20 protein-coding genes and 1 pseudogene are annotated in these 19,186 nt (G+C 73.1%); 13 read left to right on the forward strand and 8 right to left on the reverse strand.

The window, feature by feature from the left end; all coding sequences use genetic code 11:
* The first annotated feature begins 55 nt into the window (after positions 1-55).
* The gene (locus E1182_RS00765; RefSeq protein WP_132260645.1) at positions 56-1,930 is read left to right on the forward strand and encodes an ABC transporter ATP-binding protein; all 1,875 of its coding nucleotides are present in this window, start codon (positions 56-58) and stop codon (positions 1,928-1,930) included.
* A 116-nt stretch (positions 1,931-2,046) separates the two neighbouring features.
* The gene (locus E1182_RS00770; protein ID WP_132260646.1) at positions 2,047-3,825 is read left to right on the forward strand and encodes an ABC transporter ATP-binding protein; all 1,779 of its coding nucleotides are present in this window, start codon (positions 2,047-2,049) and stop codon (positions 3,823-3,825) included.
* Positions 3,826-3,885: 60 nt separating this feature from the next.
* Here the strand turns inward: E1182_RS00770 and rpsD are convergent, their stop codons facing one another.
* Positions 3,886-4,497 (reverse strand): 30S ribosomal protein S4, encoded by a 612-nt coding sequence (rpsD, locus tag E1182_RS00775; protein WP_132260647.1) that lies wholly within the window; start codon positions 4,495-4,497, stop codon positions 3,886-3,888.
* Positions 4,498-4,566: 69 nt separating this feature from the next.
* On the opposite strand from rpsD, the gene E1182_RS00780 reads away from it, so the two are divergent.
* Positions 4,567-5,334: a DUF2470 domain-containing protein gene (locus E1182_RS00780; RefSeq protein ID WP_132260648.1), complete on the forward strand. Its 768-nt coding sequence runs from the start codon at positions 4,567-4,569 to the stop codon at positions 5,332-5,334.
* 165 nt (positions 5,335-5,499) lie between these two features.
* Here the strand turns inward: E1182_RS00780 and E1182_RS00785 are convergent, their stop codons facing one another.
* Complete coding sequence (locus E1182_RS00785) at positions 5,500-6,246, reverse strand: NUDIX domain-containing protein (protein WP_243705946.1); 747 nt, start codon at positions 6,244-6,246, stop codon at positions 5,500-5,502.
* A complete protein-coding gene (locus E1182_RS00790) occupies positions 6,243-6,620 on the reverse strand; it encodes a DUF4406 domain-containing protein (RefSeq protein WP_243705947.1) in 378 nt (125 codons plus the stop codon). Before E1182_RS00790 ends, E1182_RS00785 begins: the two co-directional genes overlap by 4 nt.
* A 57-nt stretch (positions 6,621-6,677) precedes the next feature.
* Between E1182_RS00790 and E1182_RS00795 the strand changes: the two genes are divergently transcribed.
* On the forward strand, positions 6,678-7,433 hold the full coding sequence (locus tag E1182_RS00795; RefSeq protein WP_132260649.1) for a DeoR/GlpR family DNA-binding transcription regulator: 756 nt from the start codon (positions 6,678-6,680) through the stop codon (positions 7,431-7,433).
* A gap of 8 nt (positions 7,434-7,441) precedes the next feature.
* On the opposite strand, the gene E1182_RS00800 is transcribed toward E1182_RS00795, so the two are convergent.
* From E1182_RS00800 to E1182_RS00815, 4 genes are all read right to left on the reverse strand, one after another.
* Complete coding sequence (locus E1182_RS00800) at positions 7,442-7,846, reverse strand: hypothetical protein (protein ID WP_132260650.1); 405 nt, start codon at positions 7,844-7,846, stop codon at positions 7,442-7,444.
* Positions 7,847-7,927: 81 nt separating this feature from the next.
* Complete coding sequence (locus E1182_RS00805; RefSeq protein ID WP_132260651.1) at positions 7,928-8,548, reverse strand: TetR family transcriptional regulator; 621 nt, start codon at positions 8,546-8,548, stop codon at positions 7,928-7,930.
* Positions 8,545-9,300, reverse strand: coding sequence for an ABC transporter permease (locus E1182_RS00810; protein WP_132260652.1), 756 nt, complete (start codon positions 9,298-9,300; stop codon positions 8,545-8,547). The genes E1182_RS00805 and E1182_RS00810 overlap by 4 nt, the downstream gene beginning before the upstream one ends.
* Before the next feature lie 116 nt (positions 9,301-9,416).
* On the reverse strand, positions 9,417-10,172 hold the full coding sequence (locus tag E1182_RS00815; protein WP_132260653.1) for an ABC transporter ATP-binding protein: 756 nt from the start codon (positions 10,170-10,172) through the stop codon (positions 9,417-9,419).
* 111 nt (positions 10,173-10,283) lie between these two features.
* Here E1182_RS00815 and E1182_RS00820 point away from each other — a divergent pair, with 111 nt between their 5' ends.
* From E1182_RS00820 to E1182_RS00840, 6 genes and pseudogenes are all read left to right on the forward strand, one after another.
* Positions 10,284-10,670, forward strand: a complete 387-nt coding sequence (locus tag E1182_RS00820; protein WP_132260654.1) for a MerR family transcriptional regulator — start codon at positions 10,284-10,286, stop codon at positions 10,668-10,670.
* Positions 10,667-11,671, forward strand: a complete 1,005-nt coding sequence (locus tag E1182_RS00825) for an aldo/keto reductase (RefSeq protein WP_132260655.1) — start codon at positions 10,667-10,669, stop codon at positions 11,669-11,671. The genes E1182_RS00820 and E1182_RS00825 overlap by 4 nt, the downstream gene beginning before the upstream one ends.
* Before the next feature lie 472 nt (positions 11,672-12,143).
* Positions 12,144-12,467, forward strand: a pseudogene (locus E1182_RS31860) (phosphoribosyl-AMP cyclohydrolase); the annotation flags it as partial.
* A 168-nt stretch (positions 12,468-12,635) separates the two neighbouring features.
* Complete coding sequence (hisI, locus tag E1182_RS31865; protein WP_132260686.1) at positions 12,636-13,049, forward strand: phosphoribosyl-AMP cyclohydrolase; 414 nt, start codon at positions 12,636-12,638, stop codon at positions 13,047-13,049.
* Positions 13,046-14,599 carry an anthranilate synthase component I gene (locus E1182_RS00835; RefSeq protein ID WP_132260656.1) on the forward strand — a complete coding sequence of 518 codons (1,554 nt, stop codon included), beginning with the start codon at positions 13,046-13,048 and terminating at the stop codon, positions 14,597-14,599. The genes hisI and E1182_RS00835 overlap by 4 nt, the downstream gene beginning before the upstream one ends.
* On the forward strand, positions 14,596-15,189 hold the full coding sequence (locus E1182_RS00840) for a Trp biosynthesis-associated membrane protein (RefSeq protein WP_132260657.1): 594 nt from the start codon (positions 14,596-14,598) through the stop codon (positions 15,187-15,189). The genes E1182_RS00835 and E1182_RS00840 overlap by 4 nt, the downstream gene beginning before the upstream one ends.
* Here the strand turns inward: E1182_RS00840 and E1182_RS00845 are convergent.
* On the reverse strand, positions 15,182-15,451 hold the full coding sequence (locus E1182_RS00845; RefSeq protein ID WP_132260658.1) for a hypothetical protein: 270 nt from the start codon (positions 15,449-15,451) through the stop codon (positions 15,182-15,184). The genes E1182_RS00840 and E1182_RS00845 overlap by 8 nt on opposite strands.
* Before the next feature lie 487 nt (positions 15,452-15,938).
* Here E1182_RS00845 and trpC point away from each other — a divergent pair, with 487 nt between their 5' ends.
* The 3 genes from trpC to trpA are packed head-to-tail and all read left to right on the forward strand — an operon-like array spanning position 15,939 to position 18,822.
* Entirely contained in the window at positions 15,939-16,742 is an 804-nt protein-coding gene (gene trpC, locus E1182_RS00850; protein WP_207913957.1) for an indole-3-glycerol phosphate synthase TrpC, read from the forward strand.
* Positions 16,743-16,780: 38 nt separating this feature from the next.
* A complete protein-coding gene (gene trpB / locus E1182_RS00855) occupies positions 16,781-18,013 on the forward strand; it encodes a tryptophan synthase subunit beta (protein WP_132260660.1) in 1,233 nt (410 codons plus the stop codon).
* A gap of 5 nt (positions 18,014-18,018) precedes the next feature.
* Complete coding sequence (gene trpA, locus E1182_RS00860; protein WP_132260661.1) at positions 18,019-18,822, forward strand: tryptophan synthase subunit alpha; 804 nt, start codon at positions 18,019-18,021, stop codon at positions 18,820-18,822.
* The last annotated feature ends 364 nt before the right edge of the window (positions 18,823-19,186 follow it).

Below are 19,186 nucleotides of genomic sequence, written 5' to 3' on the forward strand. Positions count from 1 at the left end.
GGCTTCGAACGGTAAGGATGAAGGGATCCAAAGACGGCTTACGGCGGGGGAGAGCGTGGCGAGCGGAACGAGTCGGGACGTCATCGTTCGGGGCCTGTCGGTCCTCGGTCGGGCGATCCGGGAACAACCACGCATCTTCGCGGTGGCGGTGGCGGGAAGTGTGCTGTTCAGCCTCCTGATAGTCGCCAGCGCGTACGTGGTGGGCGCGGTGGTCGGCGAGGTGGTGGTCCCGGCGATCGACCGCGGGTCCGTCCCGGTCGCCGCGCTGGCCCTGGGCGCGGCGGCGCTGTTCGGTATCAGCGTGCTGCGGGTGGTGGGCATCGTCGGCCGTCGCCTCGGTGCCGGCTACATGCAGTACCGCCTCCAGGCCGCCTACCGCCGCCGGGTCACCCGCCGCTACCTCGAACTGCCGCTGGCCTGGCACCAGCGCAACGCCACCGGCACGCTGCTGTCCAACGCCAACTCCGACGTGGAGGCCATCTGGCATCCGATCGCTCCGCTGCCTTTCGCGGTGGGCACCCTGGTGATGCTGGTCGGCGCGATCGTCTCGCTCTTCGTCACCGACTGGGCGCTCGCGCTGGTCGGCTTGACCGTCTTCCCGGCGCTCTTCGCGCTCAACGTGGTCTACTCCCGACGGATGGCCCCCCGGCAGGCCCACGCGCAGCGGCTGCGCGCCGAGGTGAGCGGCATCGCCCACGAGAGCTTCGACGGCGCCCTGGTGGTCAAGACGATGGGCCGGGAGGCCCACGAGACCGCCCGGTTCGCCGTCCGGGTCGGGGAACTGCGGGACGCCCTGATCTCCGTCGGCCGGCTGCGGGGCGTCTTCGACCCGATATTGGAGACCCTGCCCGGTCTCGGCACCCTGGCCGTGCTGGTGGTCGGGGCGTTCCGGCTGCGCTCCGGCGCGATCAGCGTCACCGAGCTGGTCAGCGTCGCCTTCCTCTTCACCGTGCTGGCCTTCCCGGTGCGCGCCATCGGCTGGGTACTGGCCGAGCTGCCGCGCAGCGTCGCCGGCTGGGACCGGGTCCGCCGGGTGCTGGACGCCACCGGCAAGATGCCGTACGGCGACCGCCACCTCGACCCGGCGAATCCCACGCCGGCCACGCTCGCCTTCCACGACGTGCACTTCCGCTACGAGCCGGCCGAGGCGCACCTGCCCGGCGCCGAGGTGCTCGGCGAGGTCTCCTTCAGCGTCCCGGCCGGGAAGACCGTCGCCCTGGTCGGCCCGACCGGAGCCGGCAAGTCGACCGTTACCGCGCTGGCGGTACGCCTGGTCGACCCGCGCGCCGGCCGGGTCACCCTGGACGGTGTCGACGTGCGCGAGCTACGTGCCGACGCCGTCGCCTCGAACGTCGCCCTGGTCGCCCAGGTGCCGTTCGTCTTCGACGACACGGTCCGGGCCAACATCTCCCTCGACCGCCCCGGCATCGACGACGACGACGTGTGGGCGGCGCTGCGGCTGGCCGAGGCCGACGGCTTCGTCGCCGCGCTGCCCGAAGGGCTGGACACCATGGTCGGCGAGCGGGGCACCTCGCTCTCCGGCGGGCAGCGGCAACGGCTCACCCTGGCCCGGGCGTTGGCTGGGCGGCCCCGGCTGCTGGTGCTCGACGACGCGACGAGCGCGGTCGACCCGCGGGTGGAGGCGGCCATCCTGGCCGGGTTGCGCGCCCCGACCGACGGCCGGGCCGCCGCGTCGATCCTGGTCGTCGCCTACCGCCGGGCCACCATCGCGCTCGCCGACGAGGTGATCTACCTGGAGCAGGGGCGGGTGCGGGCCCGGGGTACGCACAGCGAGTTGTTGGCCGCCGTCCCCGGATACGCCGACCTGGTCACCGCGTACGAGCAGGCCGAGCAGGAACGTGAGCAGCAACGCGGGTACGCCGAGGTCAGCCCGTTGACCTCCGGACTGGAAATCGAGGTGGACCGGTGAGCGCGAGGAGTGAGCCGGTGTTGCGAGCCCCGCAGTCGCGAACGTCAGGTGGACCGGTGAGCGCGAGGAGTGAGCCGGTGTTGCGAGCCCCGCAGTCGCGAACGTCAGGTGGTTCGGTGAGCGCGGCGGCGGAACCAGTGCAGCAGAGCGAGTCGACCTGGCGGACGCTGCGCCGGGGTCTCGCGCTCTCCCCGGAGCTGCGGACCGGGCTGGCCGGCACGCTGGTGCTGGCCCTGGTCTACATGGTCGGGCGGGTGGCGGTGCCGGTGGCGGTGCAGCGCGGCATCGACGACGGCATCGTCGGCGGGCTCGACCTGGGCGTGGTCTGGACGGTGGTCGCGGTCACCGCCGCCGTGCTGGTGGTGACCACCGCCTGCGGCTACCTGATGATGCGCCGGCTGTTCACGGTCAGCGAGACCGCCCTGGCCAACGTCCGTACCCGGGCGTTCCGGCACGTGCACGACCTGTCGATGCTGCACCAGCAGTCGGAGCGGCGCGGGTCGCTGGTCTCCCGGGTCACCAGCGACGTCGACCAGATCACCCAGTTCCTCCAGTGGGGCGGCGTGATCCTGCTCGTCAACCTCGGTCAGCTCGTGGTCACCACGGCGGTGATGCTGGCGTACTCCTGGCAGTTGACCCTGGTGGTGCTCGGCGCGTTCGCGCCGGCGGTGCTGCTCATCCGGATTCTCCAGCAGCGCCTCGCCGCGGCCTACGGGCTGGTGCGGCAGCGGACGGGCGCCCTGCTCGGCGCCATCGGCGAGAGCGTCGTCGGGGCACCGGTGATCCGGGCGTACGGCATCGCCGGGCGCACCGCCCAGCGGCTGGACAGCGCGATCGAGAGGCAGCAGAAGGCCCAGCAGCGGGCCATCCGGATCAGCATCATGGGCAGTTCGGTGGGGGAGCTGGCAGCTGGACTGGCGCTGGCCGGCGTGGTGGTCGTCGGCGTCACCCTGGGTGCCGACCGCACCCTGTCCATCGGCCAGCTCACCGCCTTCCTGTTCCTGGTCACGCTCTTCATCCAGCCGGTGCAGATCGCCACGGAGGTGCTCAACGAGGCGCAGAACGCGGTCGCCGGCTGGCGGCGGGTGCTCGACGTGCTCGACGTCGCCCCCGACGTGGCCGACCCGGGCGCGCAGGGGCGGGAGCTGCCGCCCGGCCCGCTGGACATCCGCTTCGCCGGGGTGACCTTCGCCTATCCGGGCGGGCCGCCGGTGCTGCACGACGTCACCCTGGACATCGCGGCCAAGAGCCGGGTCGCGGTGGTCGGTGAGACCGGCAGCGGCAAGACCACCTTCGCCAAACTGCTGACCCGGCTGATGGATCCGACCGCCGGTGAGGTGCTGCTCTCCGGCGTGCCGCTGCACCGGGTGCGGTTCGACTCGCTGCGCTCCCGGGTGGTGATGGTGCCGCAGGACGGCTTCCTCTTCGACGCCACCGTGGGGGAGAACGTACGGTTCGCCCGCCCGGAGCTCACCGACGACGAGCTCACCGTCGCCTTCACCGAGCTGGGGCTGGTGGACTGGCTCGACGGACTGCCGTCGGGCCTGGACACCCCGGTCGGGGAGCGGGGCGAGGCGCTGAGCGTGGGGGAGCGGCAACTGGTCGCGCTGGCGCGGGCGTACGTGGCCGACCCGGACCTGCTGGTGCTGGACGAGGCGACCAGCGCGGTGGACCCGGCCACCGAGGTACGCCTGCAACGCACCCTCGACGCCGTCACCCGGGGCCGGACGACGCTGGCCATCGCGCACCGGCTCTCCACCGCCCAGGCCGCCGACGAGGTGATCGTGGTGGACCGGGGCCGGGTCGTGCAGCGCGGGCCGCACGACGAGCTGGTCCGCGACCCGGAGTCGATCTACGGCCTGCTCTACGCCTCCTGGCTGGAGCAGACCCGCTAGCCCGACCGCCCGGCACCCGGCCGCGTCCGGGCGATCCACCGGCCGGGCGGGCGGCGGCGCTCACCGCGAGTAGTACTCGACCACGAGTTGCTCGTCGCAGATCACCGGCACCTCGTGCCGGGTCGGCTCCCGCAGCAGGGTGACCCGCAAACCGGCCAGGTCGACCGACAGGTACGGCTGCCCGGGCCCGTCGGTGGCGTTGGCCCCGGCGGCGGCGAGCTGGAACGGCAGCCGCTCGCGGCTGCGTTGCCGGACGGCCACCACCTGGCCCGGCCGCAGCCGGTACGAGGGGCGGTCGACCTTCCGTCCGTCGACGGTGAAGTGTCCGTGGGCGACGAGCTGTCGGGCCTGGTAGACGCTGCGGGCCAGCCCGGCCCGGTGCACGACGGCGTCGAGCCGGCGTTCCAGGAGCACGACGAGGGTCTCGCCGGTCTTGCCGGCGGCCCGCGCGGCCTCGTCGAAGGCCCGGCGGAGCTGGACCTCGCTGACGTTGTACTGGTGCCGCAGCCGCTGCTTCTCCAACAGCCGCACCTGGTAGTCGGAGGTGCGGCGGCGGGCACGGCCGTGTACGCCCGGCGGGTAGGGGCGGCGCTCGACGTAGCGGACGCACTTGCGGGTCAGCGGGATGCCGAGGGCCCGGGAGAGCCGGGCCTTGGGTCGGGGGTGGTTCACGGTGGACGTCTCCGCTCGGGTGCTCTAGGGTGCGAGTTAGGTAAGCCTAACCTATGTTGGAGGTGTCCGATGGGACCGAGCCCCGCAGAGATCGTTCGCACCCTGGCCGCGGGCCGGCTTCCCGGCCTGGTGCACCTCGCCCACCGCCCCGGGCCGTTCCACGTCCGGCACGCCACGGACCCCGACGGCCGGGTACTGATGCTCGTGCCGGTGGTCAGCGACCTCGCCGCCGAACTGGCCCCCCACCCGGGCGACGACGTGGCCGTGGTGCTGGACGTGCTGGACCTGCCCCCGGCCGCGGGCGCGCCGTCGCTCGGCCGGGCCTGGGTGTCCGGCTGGGCGGCGCCGGTGACCGGTGCCGAGGCCCGCGCCGCCGCGGCGGACTTCGCCGCCGTCGACCCCACCGGCGACCTGTTCGACGTCGGCACCCGGTTCCGGCTGCACCGCTTCGAGGTGGTCGAGGCCCGGCTGGAGAGCGCCGGCGTGCACCGCATCGACCCGGCGGAGTACGCCGCCGCCGCACCGGACCCGCTGCACCCGGTCGAGGCCGCGCTGCTGGCCGACCTCGCCGACCACCACGGCCCCGAGGTGGCCGGATACCTGCGCCGGCGGCTCGACCTGACCGGCGGCGAGCCGCGCGTGGTGCGCCTGGACCGACACGGCCTGGTGGTGGCGTACGGCGGCCCGGGCGACCGCCGGCGGGCCCGGCTGGCCTTCCCCCGGCCGGTGGCGGACGTGGCGGAGCTGTCCCGGTTGCTGCACCCGATGCTCGTTTCTCGTGGGTTCGAGAAGTCTGAAGCGCCGGCGCGCCGGAACCCTCGGGCGGCCGCCCCCTGATGCCGCAGGCAGTGCCTGCGGTGGCGAGCCGGAGGTCACCGATGCGTTCGGCTGGGCTCGGCGCGGCCGTAGAGTCGCCGCCGTGACCGGCCAACCTCCCGCGACTCGCTGGCCAGACTCGCCCGCATCGGCGCAGCCATCGTCGATGACCAGTTTCAGGCCACCTCAACACGCCGCCTGTCGATACAGTGACTGTCCGGCGCGGAACGGACCGCGCAGTGCTGCCCATTGCAGCAGCATGATGGTCTTCGCATCGGTGATGCGTCCGTCGTGCGTCATGTCGAGCGCCTCCGCGAACGGCAGCTCGACCACGATGATGTCCTCACCCTCGTCGGCCACCCCGCCGCCGGCCCCGGTACGCGTCGCGGGCGTGTACGCGGCGGCGTAGCAGTGCAGCCGTTCGGTCACCGAGCCGGGGCTGGTGTAGACATCGAACACGTGCTCCAGCTCGCCGACCGTGACGCCCAACTCCTCGGCTGCCTCCCGGCGGATCGCCGCGTCGGGGGCGTCGTCGTCGAGGAGCCCGGCCGCCGTCTCCAGCATCATCCCGTCGGGGTGGCCGTTGACGTACACCGGGTAGCGGAACTGGCGGGTGATCAGCACCGTGCCGCGATCGACGTCGTACAGCAGGATGGTCGCGCCGTTGCCCCGGTCGTAGGTCTCGCGTTGTTGCCGGCTCCAGGTGCCGTCGGTATGCCGGTAGTCGAACGTGGTGCGTCGCAGCACGTACCAGCCGCTGGCGAGCAGCTGGACGTCACGGATGACGACGCCGGGGTTTCCGGTGAGGTGGCGCCCGGCCTGGTCCAGGCCGGTGCGACCGCGGGCGTCGGGTACGTCGATGCCCGGCACGCCGGTCGGCCTCGACGGTGTGACTGGCTCGACCAGCGCGGTCCCGGTGCGCACGCCACTCATGCCGCGACACCCGGCACGTCGGCGACGTCGTAGTACACCGGCAGTCCGCGCTCCCGCGCGATGGCCACATCCTGATCGGCGCCGGTCGACGCTCCGGGTAGCCGCAGTACCGCGTCGCAGTGTTGCAGCAGCCGCTGCGCGGTGGGGTAGAGCACGTCCTGCGCCAGCGGGTCACCGACGCCGTCGGCACCCGCGCCCCGCAGCACCGGAAGGGCGACCCACTCGCCGATCATCGGGACGTGCCCGGCCTGGAAGATCGGCCAGGCCGCCTCCTCCAGCCGGCGTAGGTTCGCCGCGAGCAGATCGGGGTGGTCGTTGGTGCCCGACCGGTACGGGCCGGCAATGAGGATCATCAGGGGTTTCGCTGTGGTCATGAACATGAGATTATCGGGAGATCGTGCAGAAACAAAGAAGATTGTGAAGGAACGTGCATGCTGGCTGCGCAACGTCGTGACCTCCTGCTGGACCGGCTGCGCCGGGACCGGCGGGTCGTCGCCAAGGACATCGCGACCGAACTCGGCATCTCGGAGGACACAATCCGCCGCGACCTGCGCGACCTGGCCGCGATGGGGCTGTGTCAACGGGTGTACGGCGGCGCGTTACCAGCCTCCCCGGCGGTGGCCGACTACCCGACCCGCCGCCAGGTTGGGGTGGACTCCAAGGGGCGGGTCGCCGCCGCCGCCGCCGCGCTGATCCAGCCCGGCACAACGGTCATCGTCGACGGCGGCACCACCGCCCTCGCGGTCGCCCGTATCCTGCCCGCCGCGCTGCGGGCCACCGTGGTCACCCACAGTCCCACCGTGGGTGCCGCGCTCGCCGAGCACCCGAATGTCGAGGTGTACCTGCTCGGTGGTCGGCTCTTCAAGCACTCGGTGGTCGCCTGCGGCGCCGCCGCGGTGGAGGCCGCGCAGGCGGTCAACGCGGACCTGTTCCTGCTCGGCGTCACCGGGGTCCACCCCGATGCCGGCCTGACCACCGGTGACGCTGACGAGGCCGCGATGAAACGAGCACTCGCCCAGCGGGCGGCCGACACCTACGTGCTGGCGAGCGCGGAAAAGATCGGCGCGGCGTCGCGCTTCGCGGTCCTTCCGCTGACCGCCGTCGCGGGCATCATCAGCGACGCACCGCCGGAGGACGACACCCTGCGGCGGCTCGTGGAGGGCGGCGTGCCGATCGTCCATGCCTGATGTGCGGGTCAGCAGTCGTAGTGGTGCTCGCGCAGCAACCGCTCGACCGTCGCCGGATCCGGACTGTCGCCGCCCCAGCCGTCGACGTCCCGGTCGTCGACCTCCTCGATCTGCCAGTGGTCACCACGCAGCGACCGGTCGTTGTACGCCGGATGCCGCAGGACGACCTCGCAGGTCGCCGGGTCGGTGTCGGTGTTGACCCGCCACGCGAAGGTGTAGGCGACGGTGCTGCGGCGCTCACGGTTCTTCCGCAGGGACTTCTTCACCTCCGGGGACACCGCCACCGAGGTGAAGCCAGCCCGGGTCAGCTTGTCGGCGTACTCCCGCCCGGCGTCGCCCTCGCTGCCGCACGCCGTGCCGCCCACCAGCACGACGAGCGTCATGCCCACCACGGCGAACCTGCTGCTTCCCATCTGGCCTCCCGCCTGCGTACCCGTTGTCCGCGCCGGCCGCGGCGTCGTCACGGTAGACGGTCGCCACAACGCCGCCGGCCCTCAGGCGCGACGGCCGCCCGGCGGATCCGGCAGCTCGCCGGTGAGATAGCGCTGCACCGTGGGGCCCACCGCCGCGACCAGTGCCTCCGGGGCGGCGGAGGCGACCGGCTCCAACCGGACGACGTAGCGCATCATGGCCAGTCCGATCATCTGGGAGGCCACCAGCGAACCGCGCAGCGGCAGCTCGGCCGGGTCGATCGAGAGCTGGTCGAGCACCCGGCGCAGCACCTGGGTGACCAGGAACTCGCGCAGCAGCCGGGCGGTCCACTCGTTGGCGACCGCCGAACGGAGCAGGGCCACCGCTGCCGCGCCGGCCGGCGAGTCCCACACCGTGAGGAACATCCGCACCAGCCGTTCACCCACCGTGTCCCGGTCACCGGACAGCACGGCGGGCAGCAGCTCCGCCGGGTCCACCGAGATGTCGATGGTGGCCCGGAAGAGCTGCTCCTTGGTGCCGAAGTAGTGGTGCACCAACGCCGGGTCGACGCCCGCGGCCGCCGCGATCACCCGGATGGAGGCCGCGTCGAATCCGCGCTCGGCGAAGGCCGTGCGGGCCGCCGCGAGGATCACCTCCCGGGTGTCCGGGTTGCCGGGGCGCCGGCCCGAACGTCGCGGACTCATCCGCTGCGCCGCCGCAGGGTCGCCGCCGCCAGCACCAGGGCCACCACGGCGGTGCCGGCCACGATCGCCACGTCCCGCCACATCGTGCCGGTCGGTTCGGCGTGCGCGCCGACCTCCTGCAGCGCCTCGACCGCGTACGACAGGGGCAGCGCGTCGCTGACCGCCTGGAGCCAGCCGGCCATCTCCCCACGCGGCACGAACAGCCCGCAGAGCAGCATCTGCGGCAGTACCACCACCGGCATGAACTGCACCGCCTGGAACTCGGTACGGGCGAAGGCGCTGCACAGCAGACCGAGCGCGACCGCCAGCACCGCGTTCACCGCGGCGATCAGGACCACCAGCCAGGCGTTGCCCGCGGTGTCCAGACCGAACAGCCAGTACGCCGCGGCCGAGGCGATCGCCGCCTGCGCCGCGCCGGCCAGGCCGAAGGCGATGCCGTAGCCGAAGAGCAGGTCGAGCTTGCCCAACGGGGTGGTGAGCAGGCGCTCCAGTGTCCCGCTGGTGCGTTCGCGGAGCATCGCGATGCTGGTCACCAGGAACATGATGACGAACGGGAAGAAGCCGAGCATCACCAGGGCCACCCGGTCGAAGAACGACGGCTGCCCGGGCGGGGTCGGTTGGTCGACGTACATGAAGTAGACCAGGGTCAGCAGCGCGGTCGGCACCACCACGAGCAGCGCCACGGTGCGCCGGTCGTGGCGCAGTTGGCGCAGGATGCGCCCGGTGGTGGCGGTCAGGATCCTCGGGTTCACGGTGCCTCCTTCGGTTCGCGGCTGCGGGGCTCGCAGGATCGGCTCACTCCTCGCGCTCACGGTGCCTCCTTCGGTTCGCGGCTGCGGGGCTCGCAGGATCGGCTCACTCCTCGCGCTCACGGTGCCTCCTCCACCCGCGGCGGGGGTGCCTGCCCTTCCCGGGCCTCGTTCGCGCGGATCAACCGCAGGAACGCCTCCTCCAGGTCGTCGACGCCGGTGCGGGCGCGGACCGCGTCCGGGGTGTCGTCGGCGACCAGCCGGCCCTGCCGGATCAGCAGCAACCGGTCGCAGCGGGCTGCCTCGTCCATCACGTGGCTGGAGACCAGCAGGGTCGTGCCGGCGGCGGCCAGCGCGTGGAACCGGGCCCACAGCTCGGCGCGCAGGACCGGATCCTGCCCGACGGTCGGCTCGTCGAGGACGATCACCTCCGGCTCGCCGACCAGGACGCACGCCAGTGAGGCACGGCTGCGTTGCCCGCCGGAGAGGGTGTTGACGAGCTGGTGGGCCGCCGTGCCCAACCCGACGTCGGCCACGGCCTGGTCGGCGTCGGCTGCCCGCCGGCCGTGCAGGGCCGCGAAGTAGCGGGCGTTCTCCCGCACGGTCAGATCGCCGTACACGCTCGGTGCCTGGGTCAGGTAGCCGACCTGGTGCCGCAGCGGTGTCGCGCCGGCCGGCTGGCCCAGCACTGTCACGCTCCCACCGCCGATGACCTGCACCCCGACCACCGCGCGCAGCAGGGTCGTCTTGCCGCTGCCGCTGGGACCGAGCAGCCCGGTCACCGAGCCGCGCGGCACCGCGCAGCTGATGCCGTGCAGCACCCGTCGTCGGCCTCGGTCGACGACCAGGTCGCGGATCGCGATCGCGTCCTGCACCGTTCACCTCCAGATAAATTCATCATCCGTTGAACTCAACACTAGATGAATTCACTGGACGCCCGCAACGGGTTGACTTCGAGGGCACTCGAACTGGAAGCCTTGGCAGCCGTGGACATCGCTGCACGGGAACGAGGGCTGTCCGTCAGTGAGGCGGCGGCCCGGGTTGGCCTGACCACCTACACGTTGCGCTGGTACGAGCAGGAGGGCCTGGTCGCCCCGGTGGGCCGGGACTCCGCCGGCCGTCGTCGGTACGGCGACGCGGACCTGCGCTGGCTGGTCCTGCTCACCCGGCTACGCCGGACCGGGATGCCGGTGCGCGACATGCGCCGGTACGCCGAGCTGGCCCGGCTGGGGGACCGGACGTTGGGTGCGCGACGGGCGCTGTTCGAGGCGCACCGGGACCGGGTACTGGCCCGGATGGCCGAACTGGAGGAGGACCTCAAGGTGCTGGACTTCAAGATCGACAATTACCGCAGGGCCGAGGAGGGGCGATGATCCGCCGACGGATGGGGGCCGGTGGGCCCGAGGTTTCCGCCATCGGGCTGGGCTGCATGGGCATGAGCTTCGGCTATGCCGGCCGCGACGACGCCGAGTCGACCCGTACCCTGCACCGCGCCCTCGATCTGGGCGTCGACCACCTCGATACCGCTGACATGTACGGCGCGGGGGCAAACGAGCGGCTGCTCGCCCCGGTCGTGCAGGCTCGCCGTGACGAGGTCTTCCTGGCCACCAAGTTCGGCAACCGTTTCCGCGGCGACGGCTCCGGCGGCACCTCCGCCCCCGGCGCGTACGTCGACAGCAGTGCCGCCTGGGCCCGTGAGGCGTGCGACGCCTCGCTGGACCGGCTCGGGGTGGACCGCATCGACCTGTACTACCTGCACCGGCGCGACCCGGCCACGCCGATCGAGGAGACGGTGGACGCCATGGCCGACCTCGTCCGGGCCGGCAAGGTGCGGCTGCTCGGCCTGTCGGAGATCAGCCCGGCCACCCTGCGTGCCGCGCACGCCGTGCACCCGATCGCGGCGGTGCAGATGGAGTACTCCCTGTTCACCCGGGAGGTGGAGGGGGAGATGCTGGACACCTGCCGGGAACTGGGGGTGGCCCTGGTGGCGTACTCGCCGGTCGGGCGAGGGCTGCTCACCGGCGCGATCACCGGCCGGGACCAACTCGCCGCCGACGACTGGCGAGCCGGTGTCCCGAGGTTCGCCGAGGGCAACATCGAGGCCAACCTCCGGCTCGTGGCGGCGGTCCGCGAGGTGGCCGGGGAAATCGGCTGCACCCCCGCCCAGGCGGCACTGGCCTGGCTGCTGGCCCAGGGTGAGGACGTCCTGCCCATCCCGGGCACCAAGCGGGTGCGTTGGCTGGAGGAGAACGTGGCGGCGGCCGACCTGCGGCTCACCGACGAGCAGCAGGCCCGGTTGCGCGCAGCGGTGCCCGCCGAGGCTATCGCCGGCGAAAGGTACCCGGAGGCAGGAATGCGAACGGTCGGGCACTAGCCTTCGGAGTCGGACAGGGTGTCCGTCAACGGGCATTGCGGTGTGTTTCGCCGTGCGGCAGGATGGCGAAGTGGATCACGGGCCGTCGGAAAGCTCCTTCCTCGCCCATTGGACGAACCGGCTCCGTGCCACCGCCGAGCGACCCGTGGTCGGCATCCTGCTCCGGGGCAGCCATGCCCGCCGCGCCGCCACCGCGCACAGCGACGTCGACCTCGACGTGCTCGTCGACGATTGCACCGCCCCGCACCGGCCCGGCGCGGCGGGTCACACCGCCGCGCCGTACGCCGCCCGGCAGGCGTACCTCGCCGAGTTGGACGGGCGGCTCGTGCACGTCTCGGTCTCCGCCCGGGACGTCCGCTCCTGGGTCGACCGGCTCGGTGAGCCGGCCGACTGGGCGTTCGGCCTGCCGGTCGCCACGCCCGTCCGACTGCTCTGGGCCGAGGACGACTGGCGGTCCCGGATCGACCTGCCGGTGCTCTGCCAGCCCGCCGACCAGCCCCGGCTGGAGGAACTGGTCGCCACCCTCGGCAAGGTGGCCTCCGCCCGGGCCGCCGCGGACCCGCTCGGGGTCCGGCTGGCCGCCGCCGACCTGGCCCGGCTCTGCCCCTCGGTGCTGCGGCTGGCCAACCCCGGGGTCCGGGTGGTCTCCCGCCGTGCCGCCTTCGCCGCCGCCCTCACCCTGCCGGTCGCCCCACCCGGCTACCGCGACGACATGCTGCTCTGCCTCGGGCTGCATCCCGGCGCCACCGGCCGGCTCGCCACCGCCGCCGCCCGCCTGGTCGCGGGGGTCGTCCCGCTGATCCGCCCGTACGCCGGCCGGATCGCCGAGGTCGCCGGTGCCGACCTGGCCGCCGCGCTCGCCGACGGCCGGCTGGACCGCTACGTCGCCCAGCTCGGCCGGGCGGCCCGTCAGGTCGGGGACGGCCCGCAGCTGCCCACACCGCGTGCGGGAGAATGGCGGACTGTGCCTGTACCCGAGTCTCCCGTGACCGGCGGAGTCCCCGCCGGCGCAGCTCGCCCCTCCCGCCTCGACCCGGCCGTCGCCGCCCGGCTGCGCCGCACCCCCGACGGCCTGGTGGCCGCGGTGGTGCGCCAGCACGACACCGGCGAGGTGCTGATGGTCGCCTGGATGGACGACGAGGCGCTGCACCGCACGCTGACCACCGGCCGGGCCACCTACTGGTCGCGCAGCCGACAGGAATACTGGGTCAAGGGGGCCACCTCCGGCCACCACCAGTACGTCCGCTCGGTCGCCCTGGACTGCGACGGCGACGCGCTGCTGGTCAGCGTCGACCAGGTCGGAGCGGCCTGCCACACCGGCAACCGCACCTGCTTCTTCACCGAACTGCCGGTCAGCGCCGAAGGAGCCTCCTCATGACCGACGGCACGATCCACCCCGACCCGGGCGCCTTCGCCGAGCTGGCCACCCGCTGGCGGGTGGTGCCGGTCACCCGACGGCTGCTGGCCGACGCGGAGACCCCGGTCGGTGTCTACCGCAAACTCGCCGGCGGCCCCGGCACGTTCCTGCTGGAGTCGGCCGAACAGGGCGTCGGGTCGGCCGGCACGGCCTGGTCCCGCTACTCCTTCATCGGGGTGCGCAGCAGCGCCACCCTGGTCGAGCGGGACGGGGTCGCCGTCTGGACGGGCCACCCGCCGGCCGGCGTGCCAGCCTCCGGCAACCCGGTGGCCGTGCTGCGGGAGACCGTCGCGGCACTCGCCGGCCCGGCCCAGGATCCGGCCGCGGGCCTGCCGCCGCTGACCGGCGGCATGGTCGGCTACCTCGGCTACGACCTCGTCCGGCGCTTCGAACGGCTGCCCGAGTTGACCGAGGACGACCTCGGCCTGCCGGAGCTGGGCATGATGCTCGCCACCGACCTGGTGGTGCTGGACCACTACGACGGCTCGGCGATCCTGGTCGCCAACGCGGTGCTGCCCCCGGCCGACGCCCCCGACCGGGACGCGCAGGTCGTGGCGGCGTACCACCACGCGGTGGGGCGGTTGGACGCGATGACCACCGCACTGTCCCGACCGATACCACCGATGATCTCCACGGTCGACCGCCCGGCGACGGACGCGGTGGTCAGCCGGACTCCCGACGGGGGCTACCTCAAGGCGGTCGAGGAGGCCAAGGAGGCGATCCGGGCCGGGGAGTGCTTCCAGATCGTGTTGGCCCAGCGGTTCGAGCGGGACACCCACGCCGACCCGTTGGAGGTCTACCGGGTGCTGCGCACCACCAACCCCAGCCCCTACATGTACCTGCTGCGCTTCGACGGCTTCGACATCGTCGGCTCCTCGCCGGAGGCGCACCTCAAGGTCAGCGCCGGCCCGGACGGTGAGCGGCAGGCCCTGCTGCACCCGATCGCCGGCACCCGGCCCCGGGGCGCCACCCCGGACGCCGACGCCCAGCTCGCCGTCGAGCTGCTGGCCGACCCGAAGGAACGCGCCGAGCACGTGATGCTGGTCGACCTGGGCCGCAACGACCTGGGACGGGTCTGCCGGCCGGGGACGGTGCAGGTGCCGGAGTTCGCCACCATCGAGCGGTACAGCCACGTCATGCACATCGTCTCCACGGTGGTGGGCACGCTGCGCGAGGATCGCACCGCCTTCGACGCCCTCGCCGCCACCTTCCCCGCCGGCACCCTGTCCGGTGCCCCGAAGGTCCGCGCCATGGAGATCATCGAGGAACTGGAGCCGGTCCGGCGTGGCATCTACGGTGGCACCGTCGGCTACTTCGGCTTCGGTGGCGACCTCGACATGGCGATCGCCATCCGCACCGCGCTGATCCGCGACGGTCGGGCGTACGTGCAGGCCGGGGCCGGTGTGGTGGCCGACTCCGACCCGGCCGCGGAGGAGCAGGAGACCCGGAACAAGGCCGCCGCGGTGCTCGCCGCCATCGCCGCCGCCGAGACCCTGCGGCCGGCCCGGTGAGCGCAACCGGAGACGCCGCGACACCCGCGCCGAGCGGCGGCGCGCCGACCGTCCGGGGACGGCGTGAGTTGGCGTACGCGGTGCTGCTCTGCCTGGCCGGCGCGGGTCTGGCCGTCTGGGCGGCGACCCGCCCCTGGGCGGTGGAGGTGACCGCCCGGGGCGGCCTGCCGCCGATCCGACAGGACCGTTCCGGCGCACAGCTGCTGCCCTGGCTGTCCGCGCTGGCCCTGGTCGAGCTGGCCGGCGGCGGTGCGGTGCTGGCCACCCGGGGGCGGGTTCGGCGGCTGCTCGGCGTACTGCTGGCCCTGCTCGGCCTGGCCGTGGCGGCCGGCGGCGGCTACGGGCTGACCGCCGGCTTCGTCGGCGAGGTCAGCCGGCAGTGGCCGGCGCTGTGCCTGCTCGGCGGGCTGCTCGCGGCGGCCGGCGGCGGGTTGGCCGCGTGGCGCGGCGACCGCTGGCCCGCGATGGGTGCCCGCTACGAGCGCCGGACCCACCCCGAGCCGACGCCCGACGGGCGGCCGGCCGCACAGCGCAGCACCCGGGAGACGTGGGACGCGCTCGACCGGGGTGAGGACCCGACGGTCAGCTGACCGGCTGCCGCAGCTCGTGGCGCTCCCGGGCCGCGGCACGGGCGGCGGCCAGTTCGGCGACGAGCCGGTCGAGTTCGGCGCGCTGGTCGGCGCGGGCCCGGTCGGCGCAGACCGCCTCCCAGGCGTTGCCCCGGGCGGTGCGCACCCGGCCGTCACCGACGACCGCGCGTTCGAGGGTGTGCACCACCCCGACAGCGAGGGAGGCGACGGTCCGGGAGATGGTCGTGAAGCCGAGGGTGGAATTCGGTCCCGTAGTGCTCATGGTCACTCCGCACGAGAAGTCCGACGGTCGGCAGGCCCGCCTCACGAGTCTGCCCGAATCCAGGCTGCCCGGTACACGTTTCGCCGTGGTGACGGGCAGATCAACTGTCCAACGGCACGGCCGTCCCCGGTAGGTCCGTTCGTCCTTGAGCTTGGTCACACCATCGACTGCCGTCGCCGTGCTGCGGGACCCCGCACCAGTGTGCTGTCATGGTCCATGGGCTTCAATCGATGGCTTGAACGGCGGCAGGCAGGCTCACCGGATGACCTGCGTCGATCGTCCCGGTGGCGCTGCGTGACATCGTGTTCACCGGAAGTCGGTCATCATGCCACAGCCCATTTCGTGAGGAGCGCCATACCCCCGGCACGTGCGGCCAGGTGACGCCACCTAGCATCGGCCCATGACACCCGGAGAGGGGAGTCCGTTGGTGACTGCAGACCATGCGCACGCGGAAGGGGACGAGCCCGGCCGGGCAACGTCCGGAAGCGTGCTCGACGAGATCCTGACCGGCGTCCGCGAGGACGTGGCGCGGCGACAGGCGCAGGTTCCGCTGGAGCGGATCCGTGAGCTGGCCGCCGCGGCACCGCCGCCGCTGGACGCGTACGCCGCCCTGCGCAAGCCCGGCGTGGCGGTGATCGCCGAGGTCAAGCGCTCCTCGCCGTCCAAGGGCCGGCTGGCCGAGATCGCCGACCCGGCCGACCTCGCCGGCCAGTACGCCGCCGGCGGCGCCCGCGCGATCAGCGTGCTGACCGAGGGGCGCTGGTTCGGCGGCTCGCTCGACGACCTCGCCGCCGTCCGGGCCGCCGTGCAGGTGCCGGTGCTGCGCAAGGACTTCGTCGTCTCCAGCTACCAGGTGCACGAGGCCCGGGCGCACGGTGCCGACCTGGTGCTGCTGATCGTCGCGGCGTTGGAGCAGAACGCGCTGGTCGGGCTGCTGGAGCGGATCGAGTCGCTCGGCATGTGCGCACTGGTCGAGGTGCACACCGAGGAGGAGGCCGACCGGGCACTGGAGGCCGGCGCGCAGGTGATCGGGGTCAACGCCCGGGATCTGCGTACCTTGGAGGTCGACCGGGCCGTCTTCGAACGGATCGCGCCCGGCCTGCCCAGCAACGTGGTCAAGATCGCCGAGTCGGGGGTGCGGGGCCCGCACGACTTGATCCGGTACGCCTCGGCCGGCGCCGACGCCGTCCTCGTCGGGGAGGGCCTGGTCACCCAGAAGAGCCCCCGGGAGGCGGTCGCCGAGCTGGTCAACGCCGGGAACCACCCGGCCACGCCGCGCCCGGTGCGCTGAGCCATCCGCAGTTCCCCCCGCACCGAGAGGACACCGCGATGAGCACCGACACCTCGACCCCGCCCGGGCAGGTTCCCGACGCCGCCGGTCACTTCGGTCGGTACGGCGGCCGGTTCGTGCCGGAGGCGCTGGTCGCGGCGCTGGACGAGCTGGACGCGGCGTACCGCAAGGCGATGGCCGACGAGGACTTCCTCGCCGAGTTCGACGCCCTGCTGCGCGACTACGCGGGCGGCCCGTCGCTGCTCTACTCCGCGCGGCGATTTTCGGCGAAGGCCGGCGCGCGGGTCCTGCTCAAGCGGGAGGACCTCAACCACACCGGGGCGCACAAGGTGCGCAACGTGCTGGGCCAGGCGCTGCTCACCAGGCGGATGGGCAAGAAGCGGGTGATCGCCGAGACCGGCGCCGGGCAGCACGGGGTGGCCACCGCCACCGCCGCCGCCCTGTTCGACCTCGAATGCGTCGTCTACATGGGCGAGGTCGACACCCGGCGGCAGGCGCTCAACGTGGCCCGGATGCGGATGCTGGGCGCCACGGTGATCCCGGTGACCACCGGATCGCGGACCCTCAAGGACGCGATGAACGAGGCGATGCGCGACTGGGTCGCCAACGTCGACGACACCCACTACCTGATCGGCACCGCCGCCGGCCCGCACCCGTTCCCGGAGATGGTCCGCGACTTCGTCCGGGGGATCGGCGTCGAGGCCCGCCAGCAGTGTCTCGACCTGACCGGCGCGCTGCCGGACGCGGTCGCGGCCTGCGTCGGCGGTGGCTCCAACGCGCTGGGCATCTTCCACGCCTTCGTTCCCGACACGGGCGTGCGGCTCTACGGCTTCGAGGCCGGCGGCGAGGGGATGGAGACCGGCCGGCACGCGGCCAGCATCACCGGCGGCAGCTCGGGGGTGTTGCACGGCACCCGCACGTACGTGCTCCAGAACGAAGACGGCCAGACGATCGAGTCGCACTCGATCTCCGCCGGCCTGGACTACCCGGGTGTCGGCCCCGAGCACGCCTGGCTGCACGACAGCGGCCGGGCCCGTTACCTGCCGGTGACCGACGCCGAGGCGATGGCCGCGTTCGAGCTGCTCTGCCGCACCGAGGGGATCATCCCGGCGATCGAGAGTTCGCACGCGCTCGCCGGTGCCCTGAAGATCGCCCCGCAGCTCGCCGCCGAGCTGGGCCGGGAGCCGGTCATCGTGGTCAACCTCTCCGGGCGGGGCGACAAGGACGTGCACACCGCCGGCGAGTACTTCGACATCCTCGACAAGGAGTGACGAGCGTGAGCCGGATCGGGGTGGCCTTCGACAAGGCCCGCGCCGACGGGCGGGGCCTGCTGGTCGGCTGCATGCCGGCCGGCTTCCCGACCGTCGAGGGCAGCATCGCCGCGATGACCGCGATGGTGGAGTCGGGTGTGGACGTCATCGAGGTGGAGATTCCCTACTCCGACCCGGTGATGGACGGCCCGGTGATCCAGAAGGCCAGCGACATCGCTCTCGCCGGTGGCGTCCGCACCTCGGACACCTTGCGCATCATCGAGGCGGTCGCGGCCACCGGCGCCCCGGTGGTCACCATGACCTACTGGAACCCCATCGAGCAGTACGGCGTCGACGCCTTCGCCCGCGACCTGGCCGCCGCCGGTGGCACCGGTCTGATCACTCCCGACCTCATCCCCGAGGAGGCCGGCGAGTGGCTGGCCGCCTCGGACGCGTACGGCCTGGACCGCACGTTCCTGGTCTCGCCGTCGTCGACCGACGCCCGGGTACGGATGACCACCGCGCACTGCCGGGGCTTCGTCTACGCCACCGCCATCATGGGGGTGACCGGAGCCCGGGCGCAGACGTCGCAGGCCGCGCCGGTGCTGGTCTCCCGGGTCCGTGAGGTCACCGACCTGCCGGTCGGGGTCGGCCTCGGGGTCGGCACCGGCGCCCAGGCCGCCGCCGTCGCCGGGTACGCCGACGGTGTCATCGTGGGCAGCGCCCTGATCCGCTGTCTGCTCGACACCGCGGATCTGGCGGACGGGCTGACCGCCCTGCGTACCCTCAGCGCCGAGCTTGCCGACGGCGTCCGCAACCCCGTCCGCTGACCCACCACGCCACTCGGCGCGTGTGTCGGCCCGGCCGCGTCCGGTCCGCGTCGGCGGCGTACGGCGACCACCAGCCCGGCCCGGTCCGCGCCCGACGAGACGATCCTGTCCGTGCCGCGTGATCGAGCCTGCCGTGCCATTGACCGGCTCCGTTTGCGGCACCTTGCGGTCTCTCGGGCCGTGGACACCGCGAGGTGCCGCAGGCCGAGTTGACCATGGACGGGGACAGCGCATCTGGCGCTGGCCGAGTGGAGATTGGGCGAAGGCGTCGGGCATGGGACCGGTGGACGGTAGGCCCAGGCGTGGGGCGTCGGGCCGACGTCGGACCGATCGGCGCGCGGATCGGTGCGGACCGGGGTGCCGC

This window comes from Micromonospora sp. KC721 (assembly GCF_004348355.1).
GTDB lineage: Bacteria > Actinomycetota > Actinomycetes > Mycobacteriales > Micromonosporaceae > Micromonospora.